Raw genomic sequence first — 18703 nt, forward strand, 5'->3', positions numbered from 1 at the left:
TGAGCGTTGTGCCGTTCATCCTAACCCGGGAAGCGCGCCAACGCGCGCTAGCGGAAGTTCGACAGGATCTGCAGCACCTCGGCGCCGTAGTTATCCAGCTTCGTCGCGCCCACACCGGACACGCTGAGCAGCCCCGGGAAATCAGAGGGCATGGCTTCGGCGATATTCATAAGCGTCGCGTCGCTGAAGATGATGTACGGCGGCACCTTGTCCTGGCGGGCTCGGTCTGAGCGCCAGGCGCGCAACGAAGAGAAGACGTCCTCACTCATTCCACCGTCGCAGTGCTCGTGGCGGCCCAAGGCCTTCTCGTGCGGGGTGTCCAAGGCAAGGCGGCATACGCGGCAGCGCTTGGCGCGGGAAGTCCGACGGTTGCCGCGGGACTCTTCCAGCTCCGGCACGATGCCGTCGAGGAAGCGCGTGCGATTGCGCGTGGGCGCGGAATCCGGGTTCTTCGCCAGGGACCAGGAACACTGCAAGTGAATGCGGGCACGGGTCACGCCAACGTAGAAGAGGCGGCGCTCTTCTTCTACTTGCTCGTCGCCCGCGCGGATGGCGTGGCGAATGGGCATGGAGCCTTCCTGCAGACCGACGAGGAACACGGCGTCCCACTCCAAGCCCTTGGCGGCGTGGATGGAGGACAGCGTGACACCCTCGACGGTGGGCGGCTGCTTATTGGCCTGGCGCTGCTGAAGCTCCACGCATACGCCTGGCAAGTCGATGCCCGGGGCGTCGTGGACGATCTGCTCCACAAGTCCCACGAGCGCGCGCAAGGACTGCCAGCGCTCGCGTGCCTGAGCGCCGTCCGGTTCCGCAGCGGATAGGCCCAGCGGAGCAAAGGCCGCGCGCGCGATTGCCACGGGGTCATTGGGCAGGTCCGTGCGGCGGGTAGCGCGGATGAGCTCGCCCACGGCCTCGCGGACCTCGGAGCGCTCGAAGAAGCCCTCGCCACCGCGAACCTGGTAGACCACGCCTGCATCCGCAAGCGCTTCTTCAAAGGCGACGGACTGTGCATTGGTGCGGTAGAGAATCGCGATTTCCGAGGCCTTCACCCCCTCGTTGAGCAGGGTAAGAATCTGGCCGGTGACCTCACGGGCCTCGGCCGGCTCGGACTCGTAGGCGTGGTACTGCGGCTCCGGACCCGCCGGACGCATACCGGTGAGTTGGAGACGCGTGCCCGCAATGCGGCCATGTGCCTTAGCGATGACCTCATTCGCGAGATCCGTGATCTGCGGCGTCGAGCGGTAGTCGCGCTGGAGCTTGACCACCGTGGCGTTTTCATATGTGCGCGAGAAGTCGAGCAGGAAGCCCGGAGTTGCGCCGGTGAACGAGTAAATCGTCTGGTTGGCGTCACCGACCACGGTGAGGTCGTCGCGCTCCCCCAGCCAAGCATTCAACACGCGCTGTTGGAGCGGCGTGACGTCCTGATACTCGTCCACGACGAAGGTGCGGTACTGCTCGCGGAACTGCTCGGCAACACCTTGCGAGTTCTCAATCGCGCCCGCGGTATGGATGAGCACGTCCGAGAAATCCAAGAGCATGCCTTCCGGCTGCGTCTTCATCTCCTCGTAGCGGCGATAGGCCTGCGCGACCTTCGCCGGGTCCGAGGGAGTCTTGCGCTGGTACTTCGCGGCGGCAGCCGGGTACGCGTCGGCCGAGACGAGGAAGGACTTCGCCCAGTCAATCTCGCCAATGATGTCGCGGATCATTTCCGTGGACGGCTCCAGCCCCGCCGAGCGCACGGCACGCGCGACCATCGGGAACTTGTTGCTCAACAGCTTCCACGGCAGGTCGCCCACAATCTGCGGCCAGAAGTACTTGAGCTGGCGCATGGCCGCCGCGTGGAAGGTACGCGCCTGCACGCCGCCCACCCCCAGCTGGCGCAGACGGTCGCGCATCTCGCCCGCCGCGCGATTGGTAAAGGTCACGGCGAGCACGCGCTGGGGGCTCACCATACCTTCGTCGCAGAGGTGCGCGATGCGATAGGTAATCGTGCGGGTCTTACCAGTGCCCGCACCAGCTAGGATGCACACCGGGCCACGCGGCGCGAGGGCCGCTTTTAGCTGGTCCTCGTCGAGGACAGACAAATCAAGCGCCACTGTTGTACCACTCCATGATCATTCTGTGTGCGATCGAACCGGGCGCCGCAAGCGGGACGCGCGGCAGCTCTGCGCGGGTCACCCAGCGGATCTCCGTAAGCTCCCCGTCGGTCTCAGCGACGGGCTCAAGGTCATTCGTCTGGCCCCAGAAGCCGAGCATGATGCTTCCCGATGCCGCCCACGGCTGCGAGCCCCAATACCGGACGTCGTGCACGCGCCGCCCCGTTTCTTCGAGCACCTCGCGTATAAAGGCTTCCTCGAGGGTTTCCCCCACATCGACGTAGCCGGCAGGCAGAGAGAAGAAGCCGCTGCGTTGCGCGTTGCGACCGAGAAGCAGATACTCGCGGTGGGTAACGACGCCGATGACGGCGGGATCGAGACGCGGGAAGACCTCAAGGCCCGCGGGCGTGCGGCCCACGATATTGCCGGAGGTATAGGTGAGCTCCTCGCCCGTGGACGGGTGGAAGTTATTGAGCTTGCGGTTGCGCCACAGCGCTACGCCGCGAGTGACGACGCGGTCGTGGGCGAAGTCCACCGGACGCAGCGTTTCGTAACCGGGGTGGGCCTCGAGGAATTCCCCGGTGACCTCGACGACGTGGTAGCCAGGCACAATCTTCACGGCCGGGCCGACGGTGGCTGCGCCACCACCAGGCAGGGCCGGAAGCTCGGGTAGCCAGACGGCTTCACCGTCCGGTTGGGCGACCACGAGGCCGCGCGCGGTGACGAGCAGAAACATGCCTTCCCCCTGGCTAGTCATGGGTTTTAATCATCATCCTCGTCGTCTTCGTCATCGTCCGTGAGCGGATCGTTGACGCTCGGCAGGTCATGCTTGATGTAGAGCAAGCGGTCGCCGGGCTTGAGCGCGGCGGCATCGTTAGTGTCGACGCGGTGGACCTCGTTATTACGCAGGACGGCGAGCACGATATCGGCGAGGTGGCGCGGGTTGGAGCCCACCTCGAAGTCGCGGACGGGACGCTCGGCAACGGAGAAGCCCTCGTTCGGGGAGAGCAGGTCCTCCATCATCTCCACCACGTTTGGCGTGACGGTGGCCAGGCCAAGGAGGCGGCCGGCGGTCTCCGCAGAGGTCACCACGTTGTTCGCGCCCGACTGCAGCAGCAGGTGGCGGTTCTCCGACTCACGGACAGACGCCACGACATTGGCCCGCGGCGCAAGCTCGCGCACGGAGAGCGTGCACAGCACCGCGGTATCGTCCGTGGACGGTGTCACGACGATGGAGCCCGCGTGCTCGACGCCGGCGATCTTCAGCACATCTTGCTTGGTACCCGAGCCGTAGATGGTGACCAGGCCGTGGTGCTCCGCGTTGGCGAGTGCCGCACGGTTATTGTCGATGACCACGATCTGGTTGGATGGCACGCCGTCCGCCAGCAGTGCGGCGACCGCGCCGGCGCCCTTGGTGCCATAGCCGATGACGACGGTGTGGTTCTTCAAGTTTTTCCTCCAGCGCTGGATTTCAACGGTCTTGCGGGTCTTTTCCGTCAGTACCGACAACGCGGTACCGACCAATAAAACAAGGAAGATAAGGCGGGCAGGGGTGATGATGATGAGGTTAACCAGGCGCGCTCCGGCCGAGACCGGGACGATATCGCCGTAACCCACTGTGGTGAGCGAAACGGACGAGTAATACGCCGCGTCGAGCATGGACAGGTTTTCAGAGTAGCCGTCGCGGTCGAAGTAGACCACGAGCGTGACAAAGATGAGCAGTAATAACGCCCACCACAAACGTCGCGCCAGCAACTTCCACGGGCTGTCAGTATGCGCGTGCGGAACGGTGATGACGTCAAGCAGGCCGTGATCCGGAAGGTGGTTGAGCTCAACCTGCGCCTTGATGCGTCGCGAGAGACGCCGGCCCATGCGCCGGGTTCTTCCGTTAGCCACGCCGAGACACCTTCCTTGCACGAAGACAGAAAACCTATAAGAGACAGTAAACCAGCTACCTTACCCTAGTCGCGCCGCAACGATTCACCAACCTTCTCACTCCTTATTCAACACGGCTCATTACGCGCGACGGCCACGCTGCGGACGCCGAACCTCAAGCAGCGCGGCGAGCTCCGCCCCTTGCGGCAGGTCCTCCGGCTGGAACGTGTCGTTGTCCGCGACGTAGTGGAACGCCGCCGCGACGGGCTTGCCATCGCGAGCGAGGCGACGCCACGCCTCGGCGTAGACCGCAAGCTGGATCTCCGCGTCGTGCAGGTCCCGGCCGGTGGGACGCCGGCCGGTCTTCCAGTCCACGATGAGCCAGCTGCCGTCCGGCTGCGCAAAGACGGCGTCCATGCGCCCGCGCACCACGGCGTGGCCCACGGTGATTTCAAAGGCCTGCTCCACGTAGTTCGGCGTCCGGTCCGCCCACGCAGACTCGAGGAACGCGTCCTTGAGCTCCTCCAGTGTTTCTTCCGGCACCGGCTCGCCGATGCCCGGCAGCTCCTCTTCACCGATGAGCTCACCGCCGCCAAAGCGGTCCTCGAGCCACGCGTGGAACGCCGTGCCGCGCTTGGCATACACATTCGGCTTAAACGGCACGGGGCGACGCTGGCGGCGCGCAAACATGAGCTGGTCCTTCGAAATCGCCACGAGGTCCGAGGCTGTTAGCTCCGTGGGGACCTCGACCTCCACGACGGGCTCCTGCAGCGCGGCGTATTCCTCGATGAGCGCAGAAGCCTCGGACTCCCATTGCTCATAGAGCTCACCGGCACGCGCTGGCGGAAGCTCCCCGTCCGCAGCGGCGTCCATGGCTGCGGCAACGCGCTCGGCGCCAGCGAGAACCTCCGCCCGCGGGGCGAGCGCGGGGAAACGTCCTTCAGCCACGCTGTCGTCGACGGCAGGCTCAACCGGATCCACCGGCACCTCCCAGTGCACGACGAGATCCGGGTGCGCCGCGTGGAGTCTCTCAAGGTACTCGTACGGGCCCTTCTTCGCCTTGCCCCTCGCGCGGTTGGTACCGGAACCGGTGATGGTGAGCGTCTCCTCCGTGCGCGTCATCGCGACGTAGAACAAACGCGCGGCCTCCTCGGCCTGGCCCTGACGGTCGGCCTCGATGAAGGCCTTGCATGCCTTTTCGAATTCGCCGCGGTGCGTCGCGTCCCCGGCGTCGATGACATCATCGTCGCCCGGGACCTTCTCCATGACGGTAAGGAACGTCGAGGCCTGCGCTTTATACGTCGTCGAATCCGCATGGAGGACGCACACGTGCTGGAACTCGAGGCCCTTGGCCTTGTGCGCGGTCATGATCTGCACACGGTCGTGGCGCACGGGGACCTCGCCAGGCTTCAAGCCCTTTTCGTGCTCGCGCGCAAGCGCCAGGTAGTCGAGCAGGCCGGTAAGGCTCGCGCCCGTGTAACCAGCGACGACGTCTGCAAAGCTGTCCAGGTGCGTCGTGCCGCCCGCCTTGCCGCGCGCAAGGACCTCAGTACGGATATTGAAAAGCGCCTCGATGTCGGCGAAGATATCGCCCAAGGTCTTGCCCAGCGAGTACGTGCGCAGGTGACGCAGCTTCGCGGCGAGCTCCTCAATGCGAGCCAGGCCCGCCGGGGTGTAGCGCTCGCGCTCGGCGAGGTCGGCCACCGCGTCGCCCAGGCCCGGCACCTGGTCGGGGCCCTCCTCGATGAGTTCAGCGAGCTCCGCGCGCAGGTGCTCCACGGGGTCCGAATCCGCGGACCAGCGCACGCGCTCGGACTGCAGGCCAGCGAGATTGCGCGCACGGCCTTCGAGCGCCAATAGGTCCTCCAGCCCCAGCCCCACGAGAGGGCCGGCGAGGATGCGCAGCGCCGCCGCCGTATCCTGCGGTCGCACAAGCATGGTTGCCAGCGCCACGAGGTCCTGGATCTCCGGCTCCCAGAGAAGTCCGCCCAAGCCCACAATCTCGTTGGGCACGCCGCGCGCATCGAGCGCCTGCGCGATGGCGGCCGAATGCGCGTTGGCACGCACAAGCACGGCTGCGCGGAACTCGCCGCCGTCAGCTTCCTTGTACTTTGTGCGCAGGTGGTCCGCGACGAATGCGATCTCTTCTTCCTCCGTCGCGAAGTAGCCCAGCTGAATCTCGCCGGGCTCGGCGCCCGGACGCGCGGAAAGCGGATCCACCGGGCGTGGGCCGGAGCCGAAGACGCCGGTCGCCACGTCATTGGCCAGATCAAGCACCCGCGAGGGGTTGCGCCACGACGTGGTGAGCTGGTCCTTGGGCGCGGGCGAGCCATCCGCCTGCGGGAAGTCCTCCACGAAGGCGGCGAGGTTCTCGCTCGTGGCACCACGCCAGCCGTAGATGGCCTGCATGGGGTCGCCCACGGCAGTCACCGACAGGCCCTCGTGATAGCCGCCGCCGTAGAGGCCGCGCAGGAGCACGCGCTGGGCATGCGAGGTGTCCTGGTACTCGTCGAGGAGGACCACGCGGTAGCGGGCACGCTGCTGCGCGCCCACCGCGGGGTGCTCCGTGGCGAGCTTGGCCGCGGCAGCCATCTGCTCGCTAAAGGTGGTCACGCGCAGCTCGGCCTGACGCTCCTTGAGCTGGCGCAGCAGCGGCAGGTATTGCACGCGCAGGCGCTGCTTGTGAAGATACTTCTCCAGGTTCTGGCTGTACTCATTCTTCGAGCGCGGGGACTTGTCCAGGCTCGCGAGCTCCAGACGGAAGGCGCGCTCGTGTTCCTCGATGTCCGCAGGGTTTGACAGCGCCGAGTCCATGGAGTTGGACAGCGCGAGCAGCGTCGCGACCACCGTGGAGACCGTCTCATGAGCGATGAGCTCCCCATCCCAGTTGGTGACCACTTCGTGGGCAATCGCGTAATGCTCCGCGTCCGTGATGATCCGCGCGGTGGGCTCGACCGGCACGAGCAGGCCGTACTCGCGCACAAGGTCGCCCGCGTACGAGTCGTACGTGGAGACATTCACGGCCACATTCTCCACGGCCTCATAAGCCGGGCTGCCCGGCACGAGGAGCCCTGAGCCACGCAGCGTGAGCAGCTGGCGGCGGATGCGCTGCTCGAGCTGCTGCGCCGCCTTGCGCGTAAACGTGAGGCCCAGAACCTGTTCGGGGCGCACCAGGCCGTTGGCCACGAGGTAGATAACGCGCGAGGCCATCGTTTCCGTCTTGCCCGCACCCGCGCCGGCGACGACGAGCTTGGGGCCGAGCGGCCCCTCGATAACCTTGGCCTGCTCCGCGGTGGGCGGGAACTTCTTGCCCAGGCCGCGCGCGAGTTCGATGGGATCAAACTGGATCTCGGAGTTAGTCGACATCGGTGACCATCCTTCCTTCCGGGCGCACCGGGCATAAGGTGCGCACCTGGCAGCTATCGCACGTGGGGTTAATCCGCGCGGTAACCTGTGGCCCGCGCATTTCCTGGACGAGGCCCGGCAAGTAATCCGCGAAGGCCTGCAGCTCCTCCGGCGCCCATGCGGCTTGCTCCCGCACGGTGACGTCCTTGGCCTCGCTCGCCGGGTAGAAGAGCACGCCGCCGCCACGCTCGAGTCCCTTGCCGTCAGCCACGCGGACCTCGCCGTTGCGTTCCGTGAGCGTGCCGTGGGCCAGGGCCAGCTGATACGTCGCCAGCTGCGCGTGGTCCTGGGCTTCGGGGCCCGTCACGGCGTGCTTGCCGGTCTTGAGATCCGCCACGTAATACGCCGGGTTGTCCGCGTGATCGCGTTCCAACCGGTCGATATAGCCGTGAATGGTCACGCCTTCGGCGACGGTGACGTGGACGGGCACCTCAACGCCCACGAGTTCGAAGGCGCCGCGCGTCTGCGCCACCCAGGCGCGGGTGCGTTCGAGAAGCCGGTCGAACTGGGCGAGCTCAAAGTCGCGCTTCCACGCGGGTACATCGAGGATTTCCGCGAACGCACCGCGCGTAAGCTCAGCGGCCTCCGCTGCGTTAACGCCGCGGCCGAGGGCCTCGAGGAAGGCGTGCGCCATGGAACCACGCAGCAGCGCCATGGGCGTGCCTTCCTCCTCGCCGACGTTGCCCAGCACCGCGTTGAGCGGACACGCCAGCAGAGATTCCACGCGCGAGGGCGAGACGGTGGGCGGAATGCGCAGCTCGCCTTCCGATGCCACCGCACGGGCGCCCCACCACTGCGCCGGGTCAGCACCTGGCACGCCAGCGTGGGCCAAGCGCGCGAGCTGGCGGGTGGCCTGCTCGCGCTGGGTCTCTTCGGCCTCGGGGTCACAGACGATCCGGCGCAGGTGCGAAACAAAGGACGGCACGGACAGCACAGAGGTGACGAGCGGATTGAGCTCGCCCGGTTCCTCGCCCGCGCCACCTTTGAGGACGAGGCGCGGCAGATCCACGCCGACCGCCATTCCAGCGCCCGGCGCGTCTGGCACGTTGAGCCCCAGCTCGCGCGCCACGGCCGTGCGGCGCAGGCGCTCGTTCGCCTCCCGACGCGCAAGGCGGCCGGGCAGGTCGAGTCCCTGACCGGCGAACTCCGCAATAAAGCGGGAGGGCTCGAAGACCGCGTCACCCTCGGGAGCATCGATGGCGGCGATGAGCAGGCGCGCGCGGTGTCGCGACGTCGCGACGTGGAAGAGGCGACGCTCCTCCTGCAGGCGCGCGGCGAGGTGGCTCACCGGGACGTCCGGCTCAATGCCCTCGTCGAGGTAGTCGATGAGGTCTTCCTGCCCGAAGAGGGAGCCGGTCTCCCCCAGCGACGGCCACGTTCCTTCCTGGGCGCCGATGACCACGACGGTATCCCACTCGCGCCCCACAGCGCCGTGAGCGGAGAGGACCTCCACGGCCTGTGGCGTGGCGGAACGGCGGTCGCGCACGCCGGTGGGCAGCTCTTGTTCCTCGATGCTGATGAGGAAGGACTCGAGTGGCGCGTGCGGGTAACGCTCCGCGTAGTCGCCTGCCGCGTCGAAGAGCGCCATCATGGCATCCAGGTCGCGGTCCGCCTGGGAACCCGTCGCACCACCGCGCAGCGCTGCGGCCTGGAGACGGTCCGAGAGTCCCGTCGCGGACCATACAGCCCACAGCACGTCCTCGATGCTGCCGTCCAGTGCCGCGCGTCCGGCGTCGAGCACGCCGCGTACGCGCTCGAGGATGGCCTGCTCGCGGCCGGTGAGCAGACCACCGAAGTCCGGCAGCTCGCCGTCCAAGACCTCGCGGAGCGAATCGATGCCGCGGACCGTGGGGCGCCAGCGGCGCAGGCCGCGAATGAGGCGGCGCAGCGTCACGGGATCCGCGCCACCCACAGGGCCGGTGATGAGTTCCTCGAGTCCCACGTTGTCGAGCGGATCCGTGAGCGCCCGGACAGCCTGCAGCACCGCGGAGACGAGGCGCTGCTCTGAGAGCACGACGTCCGTGGGGCTGATGTGAACGGGCACGCCCGCGGCGAGCAGCGTGCGGCGTACCTGGCCGATCTCTCCGCCGCCACGCACGATGACGGCGATGTCCCCCCACGCCACGCCGTCTTCAAGGTGGCGGCGGCGCACGGCGTCCGCGACGACGTAGCGCTGCGTCGCGCGCGAGTCCGCGATCGCGATGCACGCGGGCGCGGGACGCCGGCGCGGCTCGTCCAACACGAGCTCGTGGACGGTGGGAAGCGCCGTGGCAAAGTCATCGAGGAATTCCTCATTCGCGCCACGGAAGGCAAAGACCGCCTGGTCCGGGTCGCCGCCCACGACGGCGAGCTCGGCCGAGCGCGCGAGCTCCGTGACCATGGCGCCGGAGAGGGGATCGAGCAGCTGCGCGTCGTCAACGATGACGGTGTGCCAGCGGTGCTCCGCCGTGAGTTGCGGCTGCTCCGCGACGATCGCGACAAGCTCCGCGGCGGAAAGCGACTTGCGGCCCGAGAGCGCCATGACCTCTTCATATTCGTGCATGAACCGGCCAGCGGCCGCCCACATGGGGCGCCGCCACTGCGTGCCCAGTTCTTCCAGGCGCGCCGGCGAGAGCCCACGCTCGTGCGCGCGGAGCATGAAGTCACGCAGCTGACGGGCAAACCCCACCATGCCGAGCGCCGGGCGCACGCTCTCCGGCCAGTCCACGCCCCCCGCGTCGACGTGGCCAGCGAGCAGCTCGCGGATGACGGCGTCCTGCTCCGCACCGGTGATAAGCCGCAGCTCATCGTCCATGCCGCCGCGCAGCAGTGCGAAGGCGAGCGAGTGGACGGAGCGGACCATGGTCGACGCCGCCGCATAATCCTCGAGCCGGCGCGCGATCTCGCGGCGCAGCAGCGCGCCCGATTCCTTGGAGGGTGCGACGACGAGGATGCCCGACGGATCTGCACCGGCCTCGATGCGCGCGATGACGGTATCGATGAGCAGGCTCGACACCCCCGTGCCCGCGGCTCCCGTCACACGCCACGCGCCGCGCTCCGGCAGGTCAAAGCCCCATTCGCGGTCCGCCGTGGATCCCACGGCAGCGGGGATGAGCCGCACCTCCGGCGAGGGCGGCAGCAGCACGCCAGTGCGCACCGCGCCGGTTGGGTCATACGCGTTCATACGGGTCCCACCTTTCCCGCCCTGCGGACGCTCCGCGTGGCGGCTGACAATCTGAACTTAAGCCAGTGTGCCACTCACCCGCGACACGAAAAGATCCTCCACCTCCGAGATCTTCGCACGCGTGTTCGCGCTCGCGGCGGGGTGCAGGTTATTAACGTGCCGACGGTAGGCCGCCGCACGCAGGAGGAGATGGTCGAAGCCCGCGATATACGCGAAGCGATCGCAAATGCCCGGATCCACCGCGTCGTTGATGAGCCCGTCCACGCACACGAGCGCCGTCGTATAGCCCCGCGGGCGCGGCGCCGCGGTGGGCACGATGTCGACGATGGTGGGCGGATTGGCGCCAGCGAAGATGGTCGTGGCGAGCAGGTCGGCGTGGCCGACGCCGAGCACGGGGGCATCGGCAAGCTCGGCCTCGGTGGCGGAGTAGGCCTCACCAGTCTCCTCCCACGCGGCGAGCTCGGCGCGCGCGAAAACATCGTCGCGCTGGGCCGGCAGAATGAGCCCGCTGAACTGCACCATCGCCGTGGCGAGGGCCTCCTCGACGCGCAGTCCCAGCTGCGCGGTCTCGTCCACGCGGCGCGCGAGCTGGCCCTCGACGAATTTCGTGGCCTTCCAGCCACCCACCGTGTGGCGGCCATTCGTGGCGAGCACAGGCCGGGCCACGCGGGCGCCAGCCACGGCGAGACGCTCACGGACCTTCGCGGACCAGCTAGCATAGGGCCCGGCCTGTGAGTAGACAACATCGCCGTAGCGCCAGCCGTTATCCCAGGCATAGCCCATGTGCTCTGGGCGCGCGGCGTCCTTCACAGGCGCGCGGAAAGCATAGAGAACGAGGTCATCGGGCTGAGCCATGCGGGAATCCTTAGAAGTTGAGACTGAAGTTTTACGCGGGGGCGTGGACGTCGAGGTTGGACGGATTGGGGTACGGCCACGGGTTGGGATGGCAGGTATCCGGGTTGTCCGGGTAGACCTCACCCGGTTCCTTAGCGAAGAGATCCGAGTTCTTCAGGCTGATGGTCTGCTGCATCATGATCGGCGCGAGTGCCCCATCCGCACCGCAGGGCTGGTGGGCCGCGTATCCGATGGCGTGGCCGAACTCATGGTTGATGAGGTACTGGCGGTAATTGCCCAGGTCGCCCTCGTAAGGCAGGGCACCGCGGACCCAGCGAGCCTCGTTGATAATGACGGTCGACGGCCCCGTGATCGTCGTGTGGCACGAGGTCTCGGTCTCCAGCTGCGCGCCGCACAGCTCCGCGGTCGTGGTGAGCGAGGTGAGACGGATGATCGTGTCCGGATTATCATCCGCGGCGACGTGGATGAACTTGAACGCCTTGTCATTCGACCACGAGCGCGGGTCAGACAGGGTGGCGTCGACCATCGCAGCAAACGCGTCATCCCCGCCGTAAGGCGCAGAGTCGATACCGTCTTCGACCTCGATGGCGTAGCGCACCGTGCGCTCCGTGCCCTCGCCGAATTCCAGGCCCGGCGTTCCTACCTGGTGGTAGGTCTTCTTCCCTGTTTCCGTAAACGCGCCGCCGGCAGGCAGCTCGTCCTTGGCCTGCTGGACCGCCGCGGCGTGCGCGGGGTCTGGGCCCTCGGCTGGGCTTTCCGATGCCCCCTCAGTCGCCGGCGCGTAGGTCCCCTCGGCGATGGACGCCGTGGGCTCCGCGTCGGGACGGAACACGTCCACGAGGACCCAGACAGTAATAATGGCCATCACGGGGATGGCCACTACGCGCCACCAGCCGTAGTCCTGGGCGAAGCGCACGATGGGATGGGTACCGCGCGCCTCACGTGCCTGCGGCCGGTGTGTGTTCGTCATGAACACATACTTTAGACGGGCTTATGCGCCCGCAAAACCGACGGTGGTCGGCTTCGTCACGCCGATCTCCGCGTAGACGACGCGATCGGTGCGGATGATGTACTTGCGGCCCTTGTCGTCCGCGAGCTCCAGCACGGAGTTATCCGCGAGCGCACCGTTAATCTGCTGGCTCAGCTCTTCCTGCGTACCCTCGGAGCGAATCACGAGCTCGCGTGCGGTGTCAGCGAATCCAATGCGGATATCCATACCAATTCTCCTTATATGTTCATCATGAGGTTTGATGGCCCCACTATAGCCCCACCCGCTACTATCGAGGTGTGTCTGAAAAGCAGCCTCAAGCCTCCACCACGCCCACGTTCGCGGAGCTCGGTGTCGCCGCAGAGATCGTCGATGCCCTGGCCAGCCGCGGAATCACGCACACGTTTGCCATCCAGGAGCTCACGTTGCCGATCGCGCTCAGCGGACACGATCTCATCGGTCAAGCCCGCACCGGCATGGGCAAGACGTTGGGTTTCGGCGTCCCACTCCTCGACCGCGTCTTCGACGACGCGGACATCGAGGAGCTTGACGGCACTCCGCGGGCGCTCGTCGTCGTGCCCACGCGCGAGCTCGCCGTCCAAGTGGGCGAGGACCTCACACAGGCCGCTCGGCACCTGCCTATCACCGTCGCCACCATCTACGGTGGCCGCCCGTACGAGGCTCAGAAGGAACTGCTCAAATCCGGAGTCGACGTCGTCGTGGGCACCCCGGGCCGCCTGCTCGACCTGCACTCTCAGAAGGCGCTACACCTCGACCACGTGGCCATCTTGGTGCTCGACGAGGCAGATGAGATGCTCGATCTCGGCTTCCTGCCGGATATCGAAAAGCTGCTCGAGGCGCTCCACGGCAATCCGCACCAGACCATGCTCTTCTCCGCGACCATGCCCGGGCCCATTGTGACGCTTGCGCGCACGTTCCTCACCAAGCCGGTGCATATCCGCGCCGAGGGTGCCGAGGAATCCTTCACGCACGAGCAGATTAAGAAGGTCACCTTCCAGGCCCACAAGATGGACAAAGGTGCCGTCCTCGCCAAGGCCCTCCAGGCCGAGGGCCGCGGCAAGACCATCATCTTCACCCGCACCAAGCGCACCGCCGCGGAGGTCTCCCACGATCTCGCCCAGCGCGGCTTTACCGTCGGCGCCGTCCACGGCGACCTCGACCAGAAGGCCCGCGAGCGCTCCCTCCAGGCCTTCCGCGACGGCGAGGTCGACATCCTCGTCGCCACGGACGTCGCCGCCCGCGGCATCGACATCGACGACGTCACACACGTCTTCAACTACCAGGTCCCGGATGACCCGATGACCTTTATCCACCGCATCGGCCGCACCGGCCGCGCGGGTCACTCCGGCACGGCCGTGACCCTCGTGGGCTACGACGAGCTACCCAAGTGGCAGATCATCAACGACGAATTCGATCTGGGTCTGCCTACCCCGCCGCAGTGGTTTAGCACCTCCCCCGAGCTCGCCGAGGCCCTCGCTATCCCCGAGGACGTTTCTGAGACCGTCGGCCCTGCCACTAAGGTTATCGGGGCACCGCGTAGCCGCTCTCAGCGTGACGGCGGCCGCGGTTCCGCCCGCGACTGCGCTCGCCGCTCCGGCTCACGCACGCGCACCCGCACTACCCGTTCTCGAAGCTCGAGGAGCCGCCGCCGATGAGCCGCACCCCCATCCTGTCCGCCAGCCGCAAGGACTGGATCGCCACCGGCGTCATCACGGCCGTGTGCGCTCTCGCGGTGGGCGGCGCGTATTTCACGTCTGATATCCGCAGCGCCGCGCTCACCACGGAAAACACCCCTGGCGACGTGGAGGTCCAGGTCCTCGCCGAGGCCCCCAATAAGCTCGCGGAAGCCTACACGCTCGATAACGCCGGTGTCCCCGGCGAGCACAAGCCGCTCGTCACCGCCGGGCTCGTCATCACCAACGACGCGCGCACGGTCCATGCCACCAATCAGGATGGCTCTGAGGCGTGGTCCTACTCGCGCAAGAACGACGACATCTGCTCGCTCGGCACCGCCTGGAACAAGGTCGTCGTCACCTACCGCACCGGTGTGGGCTGCGGCGACGTTGTCTCCATCGATGCCGCTACCGGTCAGTACGCCAACACGCGCAGCGCCATCAACTCCGAAGACGTCGTCTCCGTGACGTCCAATGACCGCATCGGCACCGTGTCCACCGATCGCATTGACCTCTGGCGCTCGGATCTTGTGCGCACCGTCGAATACGGCGACGTGGAGGCACCCCAAGAGCCCGACATGCAGCCCAACGCGGACTGCACGATCAGCTCCGCGCTCACGCGCACCGAAAACGTGGCACTCACCGAGTCCTGCCCCAACGAGTCTGGCACCTGGATGCGCCTGATGAAGGGCACCCCGGAAGACTCCCGCAAGCCGGAGGTCACCACCAACGTGCAGCTACCCGAGGACGGCGCGCGTCTCGTCGCCATCGGCCAGGAAGCCGCCACCGCCTACGTGCCTGGCCCCACGCCCGCCCTGCGCTCCTTCGATAAAACCGGCACGGAAACCGCCACCCGCACCGTAGCCGAATCCCCCGCAGTGACTGAAGGCACCACGCCCTTCGCCCCGGCCACTGCGGATCTTCCGCACCACATGACCTGGTTCGACGGCACTCGCCTGTATCTGTTTACGCCAACGGAGCTCAAGGTCGACCGCGTCTTCGAGGACGCCATCGGCACGCCCGTCGCCGTGGGCGAGCGCATGCTCATGCCCACCGACAAGGGCATCGCCGTCGTCGATTGGGCCACCGGCGAGACCGAACGCACCATCCCCGTCGACCGCGGCGGCTACTCCGGCCCTGTCTACCTCGCCATGGCCGGCACCACCATCGTCGAGTCCCGCGGCGCACAGACCGTCGTCCTCGCCGCCTCTTAACTCTCCTACATACAGAAAACTCCCCACAATCTGGTTTCTGATTTCTCAGTCCGGATTATGGGGAGCAGTTCATCCTGGTGGGGAATTGTGGATTCTGCTCAGCGCGTAGCTCTCAATAGAGACCTCGGAGCGCTCTAGTAATGCGAGACGCGCTTTAGTAGTGCGAAGCCGCCCACTGCGTCGAGGCAGGCACGAGCATGAGCAACCACAGCGCCACCGCGGCCGAGAGAAGCACGAGCACGCCCAGCGCAATGGCACCGCCACTCATCATCTGGAACGAGCTCGCCGCGAGGATGAATTGTACGAGCACAATCGCGCCGCGCCCCCAGCGCTTACCCTTCACCATGGCCACGGCGCCGAAGATAACGAAGCCGAAGACGATGAACAAGAATATCGCCGTTCCGGTGCCGACCCAGCCGCTGGCCGCGGCATCGGAGACCATCGACTCATTTTTCGCACCCGTGACGTCACGGATGATGAGCACAATGCCAAAGATGATCACGGCGATGGCCTGCACCACGGCGATGCCGGCGCCGATGAGCACAGGTTGCGGCGCACGTTCTTTTTCCGGCGCGGCAGGGCTTGGGACGGGACGCTTCTTCTCATTCACGCGGACTATCTTAGCCACCGCAACGGCGTGCGCCGCCCACCGACCGACCGTCCTTGCCTTACTGGTTGCACGCCTGCGTACCTGCGCCCGCACGCACCGACACACACCCACGCATGTATGAACGCGTCTCCACTTTCCTCGTTTCGTGTACGCGTCCACGAGTTTGCCCAGCTGGGACGAATGTAATTCATACGCAAGCCACCGTTTACCTATCCCAAACGCACATCACATCCTCAACCTAGGACGCAACGGGGGCAACGGTTAAATGACAGATTTGACCTCAGAGCACTCATCCCACTCACCCCACCACGACAAAAACCCAAGGTCACACGATTTTAGGTCAGCCTAATTCGTCTCAAATATGCTTTTGCCAACAAATGCATAGGGGGTAAAACCAGTGACGTTTACCACAATTTACCCCCTAACCCTAGCCAAGGCTGAGTTTTCGTGCGATTATCTTCAAGTACCGCAAACAGGGAACGGTTAACCGCCCCTTAACTGCAGATTAACCTCCGAGAGGAAGTTAGTCTTCACCGCGAATGTTGCCATGGCGGCGTCGACGCGGCCTGGGCCTCGGATTTCTCCGCGGCTTGCAGGCCCCACTGCTCGCAGACCGGCCATTCGCACCTTATCCACTACAACCCGAGGTTCGTTGGCGCGTCCGCGTCTCGTACCTTCATCACACCGCTGTCAAAATTTGTTAGGAGATTTCAATCATGGATTGGCGCCACGAAGCTGTTTGCCGCGACGAAGACCCCGAGCTGTTCTTCCCGGTCGGTAACTCCGGCCCTGCCCTTACCCAAATCGCAAAGGCCAAGCTGGTCTGCAACCGTTGCCCGGTTGCTTCCCAGTGCCTCAAGTGGGCGCTCGAGTCCGGCCAGGATGCCGGCGTCTGGGGCGGCATGTCTGAGGAGGAGCGCCGCGCTCTCAAGCGCCGCCGTAATCGCGGCCGTGGCCGCGCTCGCGTCACCGTCTAAAATCTTTTAACCCGCCGCGATTTCCCCACCGGCAGGTCCAAACACTAAAGTCAGTGGGTAAGTAATTATCCGCTCACCGAATTAAACAAGGAGGCCGCACATGTCGAAGCGTGGTCGTAAGCGTAAGGACCGCCGTAAGAAGAGTGCAAACCACGGCAAGCGTCCTAGCGCATAAGCACAGCATGTAAAACAAGGGCCCGACCTTTTGGTCGGGCCCTTGCTGTATGTCAAGCCATGTGACTGAGGCGATTTCCTCCTCACACCTAGAGATACTTTGACGCCTCACGCACGGACAGCGGCGCCATCTCGGCGCGGTGCGCGTCGACGAAAGCACCCACCCAGTCGGGATTCGTCTTCGAGTAATCGCGCAAGGCCCAGCCAATCGCCTTATTGATGAAGAACTCGCTCGAACCGAAGTTGGCTTCGATGATCTCAGCGAGCAGCTCGGTGTCCGTGTGCGTCTTTCGGCCACGCTGGTGGTCGATGGCAATGCGCCGCAGCCAGAAGTCCTCATCGCGCGCCCAGGCCCGCAGCACGTCATTGACGGAAGGATCACGCAGCGCGATGTCCCCCGCTACTTTGTCGAGCACGTCGATGGAATCCCACCAGGCCTTGGACTGTGCCAACGCGCGCAGACGCGGCACGTCAGCAGCGGACAAGCGCCCGCGGACCGCCACGAGGTAATCCAACGCGACGTACTGATACTCGCGCTCGTCCGCGTCCCAGCAGGCGTCCACGAAGTCCCAGTCCACGCCAGATTGAGCGCGCAGTTCTTTGAGTACCGGCTTCGCGGCCGCGCGCAGCGCCGGGCGCGGAATGCCCAAGAAGGCGAAGCGCCCCCGCATGTAGGAGGACATGGCAGGGGCACGGGTGGCATCGGCAAGCAATGCCAACGCCGCAGAGAGTGCGGCGAACGTTACTGAGTCCACCGGACCTCCGTGCGGGAGATCTCAATGGTGATCTTCTGGCGTAATTGCTCAGGGGCTTGGGCGCCGCCGCAACACTTGCGGACCATGGCACGCACGATCTCCTCGGCCGCGAGGCGCTCAGAGCATTCCTGGCACTGCGCGATGTGCTCACGGATTTCCAGGGCGCGGGCCCGGCTCGTGTTCTCATCGAGGAGCTCACAAAAGAGAGCCTGAACCTCCGGGGAGGTACACGCGCCGCAGTTATGTCCTTGTGCGTGTTCCATTACTTATCCTCCATATCCGGGTGGTGCAATCCAATGCCTTGTTCGCGGGCTACGTCCTTCAACGCGCCGCGCAGTAATTTTCTTCCACGATGGAGGCGCGACATGACAGTTCCCAGCGGAGTGCCCATCACTTCCGCGATTTCCTTGTACGCCAACCCCACGACATCCGCGTAGTAGACCACCATGCGGTAGTCCTCCGGAAGGTCATTCATCGCATCCGAAATCGCACCATCCGGCATGCCGCGCAGGGCCTCGACCTCAGCGGATTCCAGTCCAGACGAGTCGTGTCCAGACGTGGTGTAGAGCTGCGAATCCGTGAGCTCATCCGCGGAGGACTCGTGCGGACGTCGCTTCGCCTTGCGGTAGGAGTTGATGTACGTATTCGTCATAATGCGGTACATCCACGCCTTGAGGTTGGTGCCCCGCGTGTACGAGTCAAAGGAGTTATACGCCTTGAGATAGGTCTCCTGGACCAAATCCTCCGCGTCCTGCGGGTTGCGCGTCATGCGCAGCGCGCCGCCATAGAGCTGGTCGAGCAACGGCATGGCCTGTTCCTCGAAGCTCGGGCTCTTTTCTTGTGTAGCCACGAAGTAGCAGTCCTCCTTTTTCTACTTACGCTGTTAAACCTCTACCC

At 65.6% G+C, this 18703-nt stretch carries 16 protein-coding genes; 4 read left to right on the forward strand and 12 right to left on the reverse strand.

What is annotated here, in order from left to right; translation table 11 throughout:
• Positions 1-47: 47 nt before the first annotated feature.
• The 8 genes from HMPREF2559_RS03070 to HMPREF2559_RS03105 form a co-directional block, all read right to left on the reverse strand.
• Positions 48-2096, reverse strand: coding sequence for an ATP-dependent DNA helicase UvrD2 (locus HMPREF2559_RS03070; RefSeq protein ID WP_066485503.1), 2049 nt, complete (start codon positions 2094-2096; stop codon positions 48-50).
• Positions 2086-2853, reverse strand: a complete 768-nt coding sequence (locus HMPREF2559_RS03075) for an NAD(+) diphosphatase (protein ID WP_230384195.1) — start codon at positions 2851-2853, stop codon at positions 2086-2088. The genes HMPREF2559_RS03070 and HMPREF2559_RS03075 overlap by 11 nt, the downstream gene beginning before the upstream one ends.
• A gap of 5 nt (positions 2854-2858) precedes the next feature.
• On the reverse strand, positions 2859-3968 hold the full coding sequence (locus HMPREF2559_RS03080; RefSeq protein ID WP_066485499.1) for a potassium channel family protein: 1110 nt from the start codon (positions 3966-3968) through the stop codon (positions 2859-2861).
• A 144-nt stretch (positions 3969-4112) separates the two neighbouring features.
• Positions 4113-7337 carry an ATP-dependent helicase gene (locus HMPREF2559_RS03085; RefSeq protein ID WP_070539512.1) on the reverse strand — a complete coding sequence of 1075 codons (3225 nt, stop codon included), beginning with the start codon at positions 7335-7337 and terminating at the stop codon, positions 4113-4115.
• Positions 7327-10539: an ATP-dependent helicase gene (locus HMPREF2559_RS03090; protein ID WP_082723166.1), complete on the reverse strand. Its 3213-nt coding sequence runs from the start codon at positions 10537-10539 to the stop codon at positions 7327-7329. Before HMPREF2559_RS03090 ends, HMPREF2559_RS03085 begins: the two co-directional genes overlap by 11 nt.
• Positions 10540-10596: 57 nt before the next feature.
• Positions 10597-11394, reverse strand: coding sequence for a hypothetical protein (locus HMPREF2559_RS03095; RefSeq protein WP_066485491.1), 798 nt, complete (start codon positions 11392-11394; stop codon positions 10597-10599).
• A gap of 31 nt (positions 11395-11425) precedes the next feature.
• On the reverse strand, positions 11426-12364 hold the full coding sequence (locus HMPREF2559_RS03100; protein WP_066485489.1) for a DUF3152 domain-containing protein: 939 nt from the start codon (positions 12362-12364) through the stop codon (positions 11426-11428).
• 21 nt (positions 12365-12385) lie between these two features.
• Positions 12386-12610: a DUF3107 domain-containing protein gene (locus HMPREF2559_RS03105; protein WP_066485487.1), complete on the reverse strand. Its 225-nt coding sequence runs from the start codon at positions 12608-12610 to the stop codon at positions 12386-12388.
• A 71-nt stretch (positions 12611-12681) separates the two neighbouring features.
• Between HMPREF2559_RS03105 and HMPREF2559_RS03110 the strand changes: the two genes are divergently transcribed.
• Complete coding sequence (locus HMPREF2559_RS03110; RefSeq protein ID WP_066485483.1) at positions 12682-14058, forward strand: DEAD/DEAH box helicase; 1377 nt, start codon at positions 12682-12684, stop codon at positions 14056-14058.
• Entirely contained in the window at positions 14055-15290 is a 1236-nt protein-coding gene (locus tag HMPREF2559_RS03115; RefSeq protein WP_068801500.1) for an Rv3212 family protein, read from the forward strand. The genes HMPREF2559_RS03110 and HMPREF2559_RS03115 overlap by 4 nt, the downstream gene beginning before the upstream one ends.
• 154 nt (positions 15291-15444) lie before the next feature.
• Here HMPREF2559_RS03115 and HMPREF2559_RS03120 read toward each other — a convergent pair whose 3' ends face one another.
• Positions 15445-15900, reverse strand: a complete 456-nt coding sequence (locus HMPREF2559_RS03120) for a YbjO family protein (RefSeq protein ID WP_066485472.1) — start codon at positions 15898-15900, stop codon at positions 15445-15447.
• 716 nt (positions 15901-16616) lie between these two features.
• Between HMPREF2559_RS03120 and HMPREF2559_RS03125 the strand changes: the two genes are divergently transcribed.
• Both HMPREF2559_RS03125 and HMPREF2559_RS13475 read left to right on the forward strand, forming a co-directional pair.
• Positions 16617-16877: a WhiB family transcriptional regulator gene (locus HMPREF2559_RS03125; RefSeq protein ID WP_066485471.1), complete on the forward strand. Its 261-nt coding sequence runs from the start codon at positions 16617-16619 to the stop codon at positions 16875-16877.
• Positions 16878-16977: 100 nt separating this feature from the next.
• On the forward strand, positions 16978-17052 hold the full coding sequence (locus HMPREF2559_RS13475; RefSeq protein WP_096030696.1) for a 50S ribosomal protein bL37: 75 nt from the start codon (positions 16978-16980) through the stop codon (positions 17050-17052).
• 88 nt (positions 17053-17140) lie between these two features.
• Here the strand turns inward: HMPREF2559_RS13475 and HMPREF2559_RS03130 are convergent, their stop codons facing one another.
• Genes HMPREF2559_RS03130 through HMPREF2559_RS03140 form a run of 3 tightly spaced genes read right to left on the reverse strand, consistent with a single transcriptional unit; the run spans position 17141 to position 18656 of the window.
• Complete coding sequence (locus tag HMPREF2559_RS03130; protein ID WP_083297758.1) at positions 17141-17806, reverse strand: DNA alkylation repair protein; 666 nt, start codon at positions 17804-17806, stop codon at positions 17141-17143.
• Complete coding sequence (gene rsrA, locus HMPREF2559_RS03135) at positions 17794-18069, reverse strand: mycothiol system anti-sigma-R factor (RefSeq protein ID WP_066511679.1); 276 nt, start codon at positions 18067-18069, stop codon at positions 17794-17796. Before rsrA ends, HMPREF2559_RS03130 begins: the two co-directional genes overlap by 13 nt.
• Positions 18069-18656 carry a sigma-70 family RNA polymerase sigma factor gene (locus tag HMPREF2559_RS03140; protein ID WP_077210037.1) on the reverse strand — a complete coding sequence of 196 codons (588 nt, stop codon included), beginning with the start codon at positions 18654-18656 and terminating at the stop codon, positions 18069-18071. Before HMPREF2559_RS03140 ends, rsrA begins: the two co-directional genes overlap by 1 nt.
• Positions 18657-18703 lie beyond the last annotated feature (47 nt).

The organism is Corynebacterium sp. HMSC072G08 (assembly GCF_001809185.1).
Classification (GTDB): domain Bacteria; phylum Actinomycetota; class Actinomycetes; order Mycobacteriales; family Mycobacteriaceae; genus Corynebacterium; species Corynebacterium phoceense.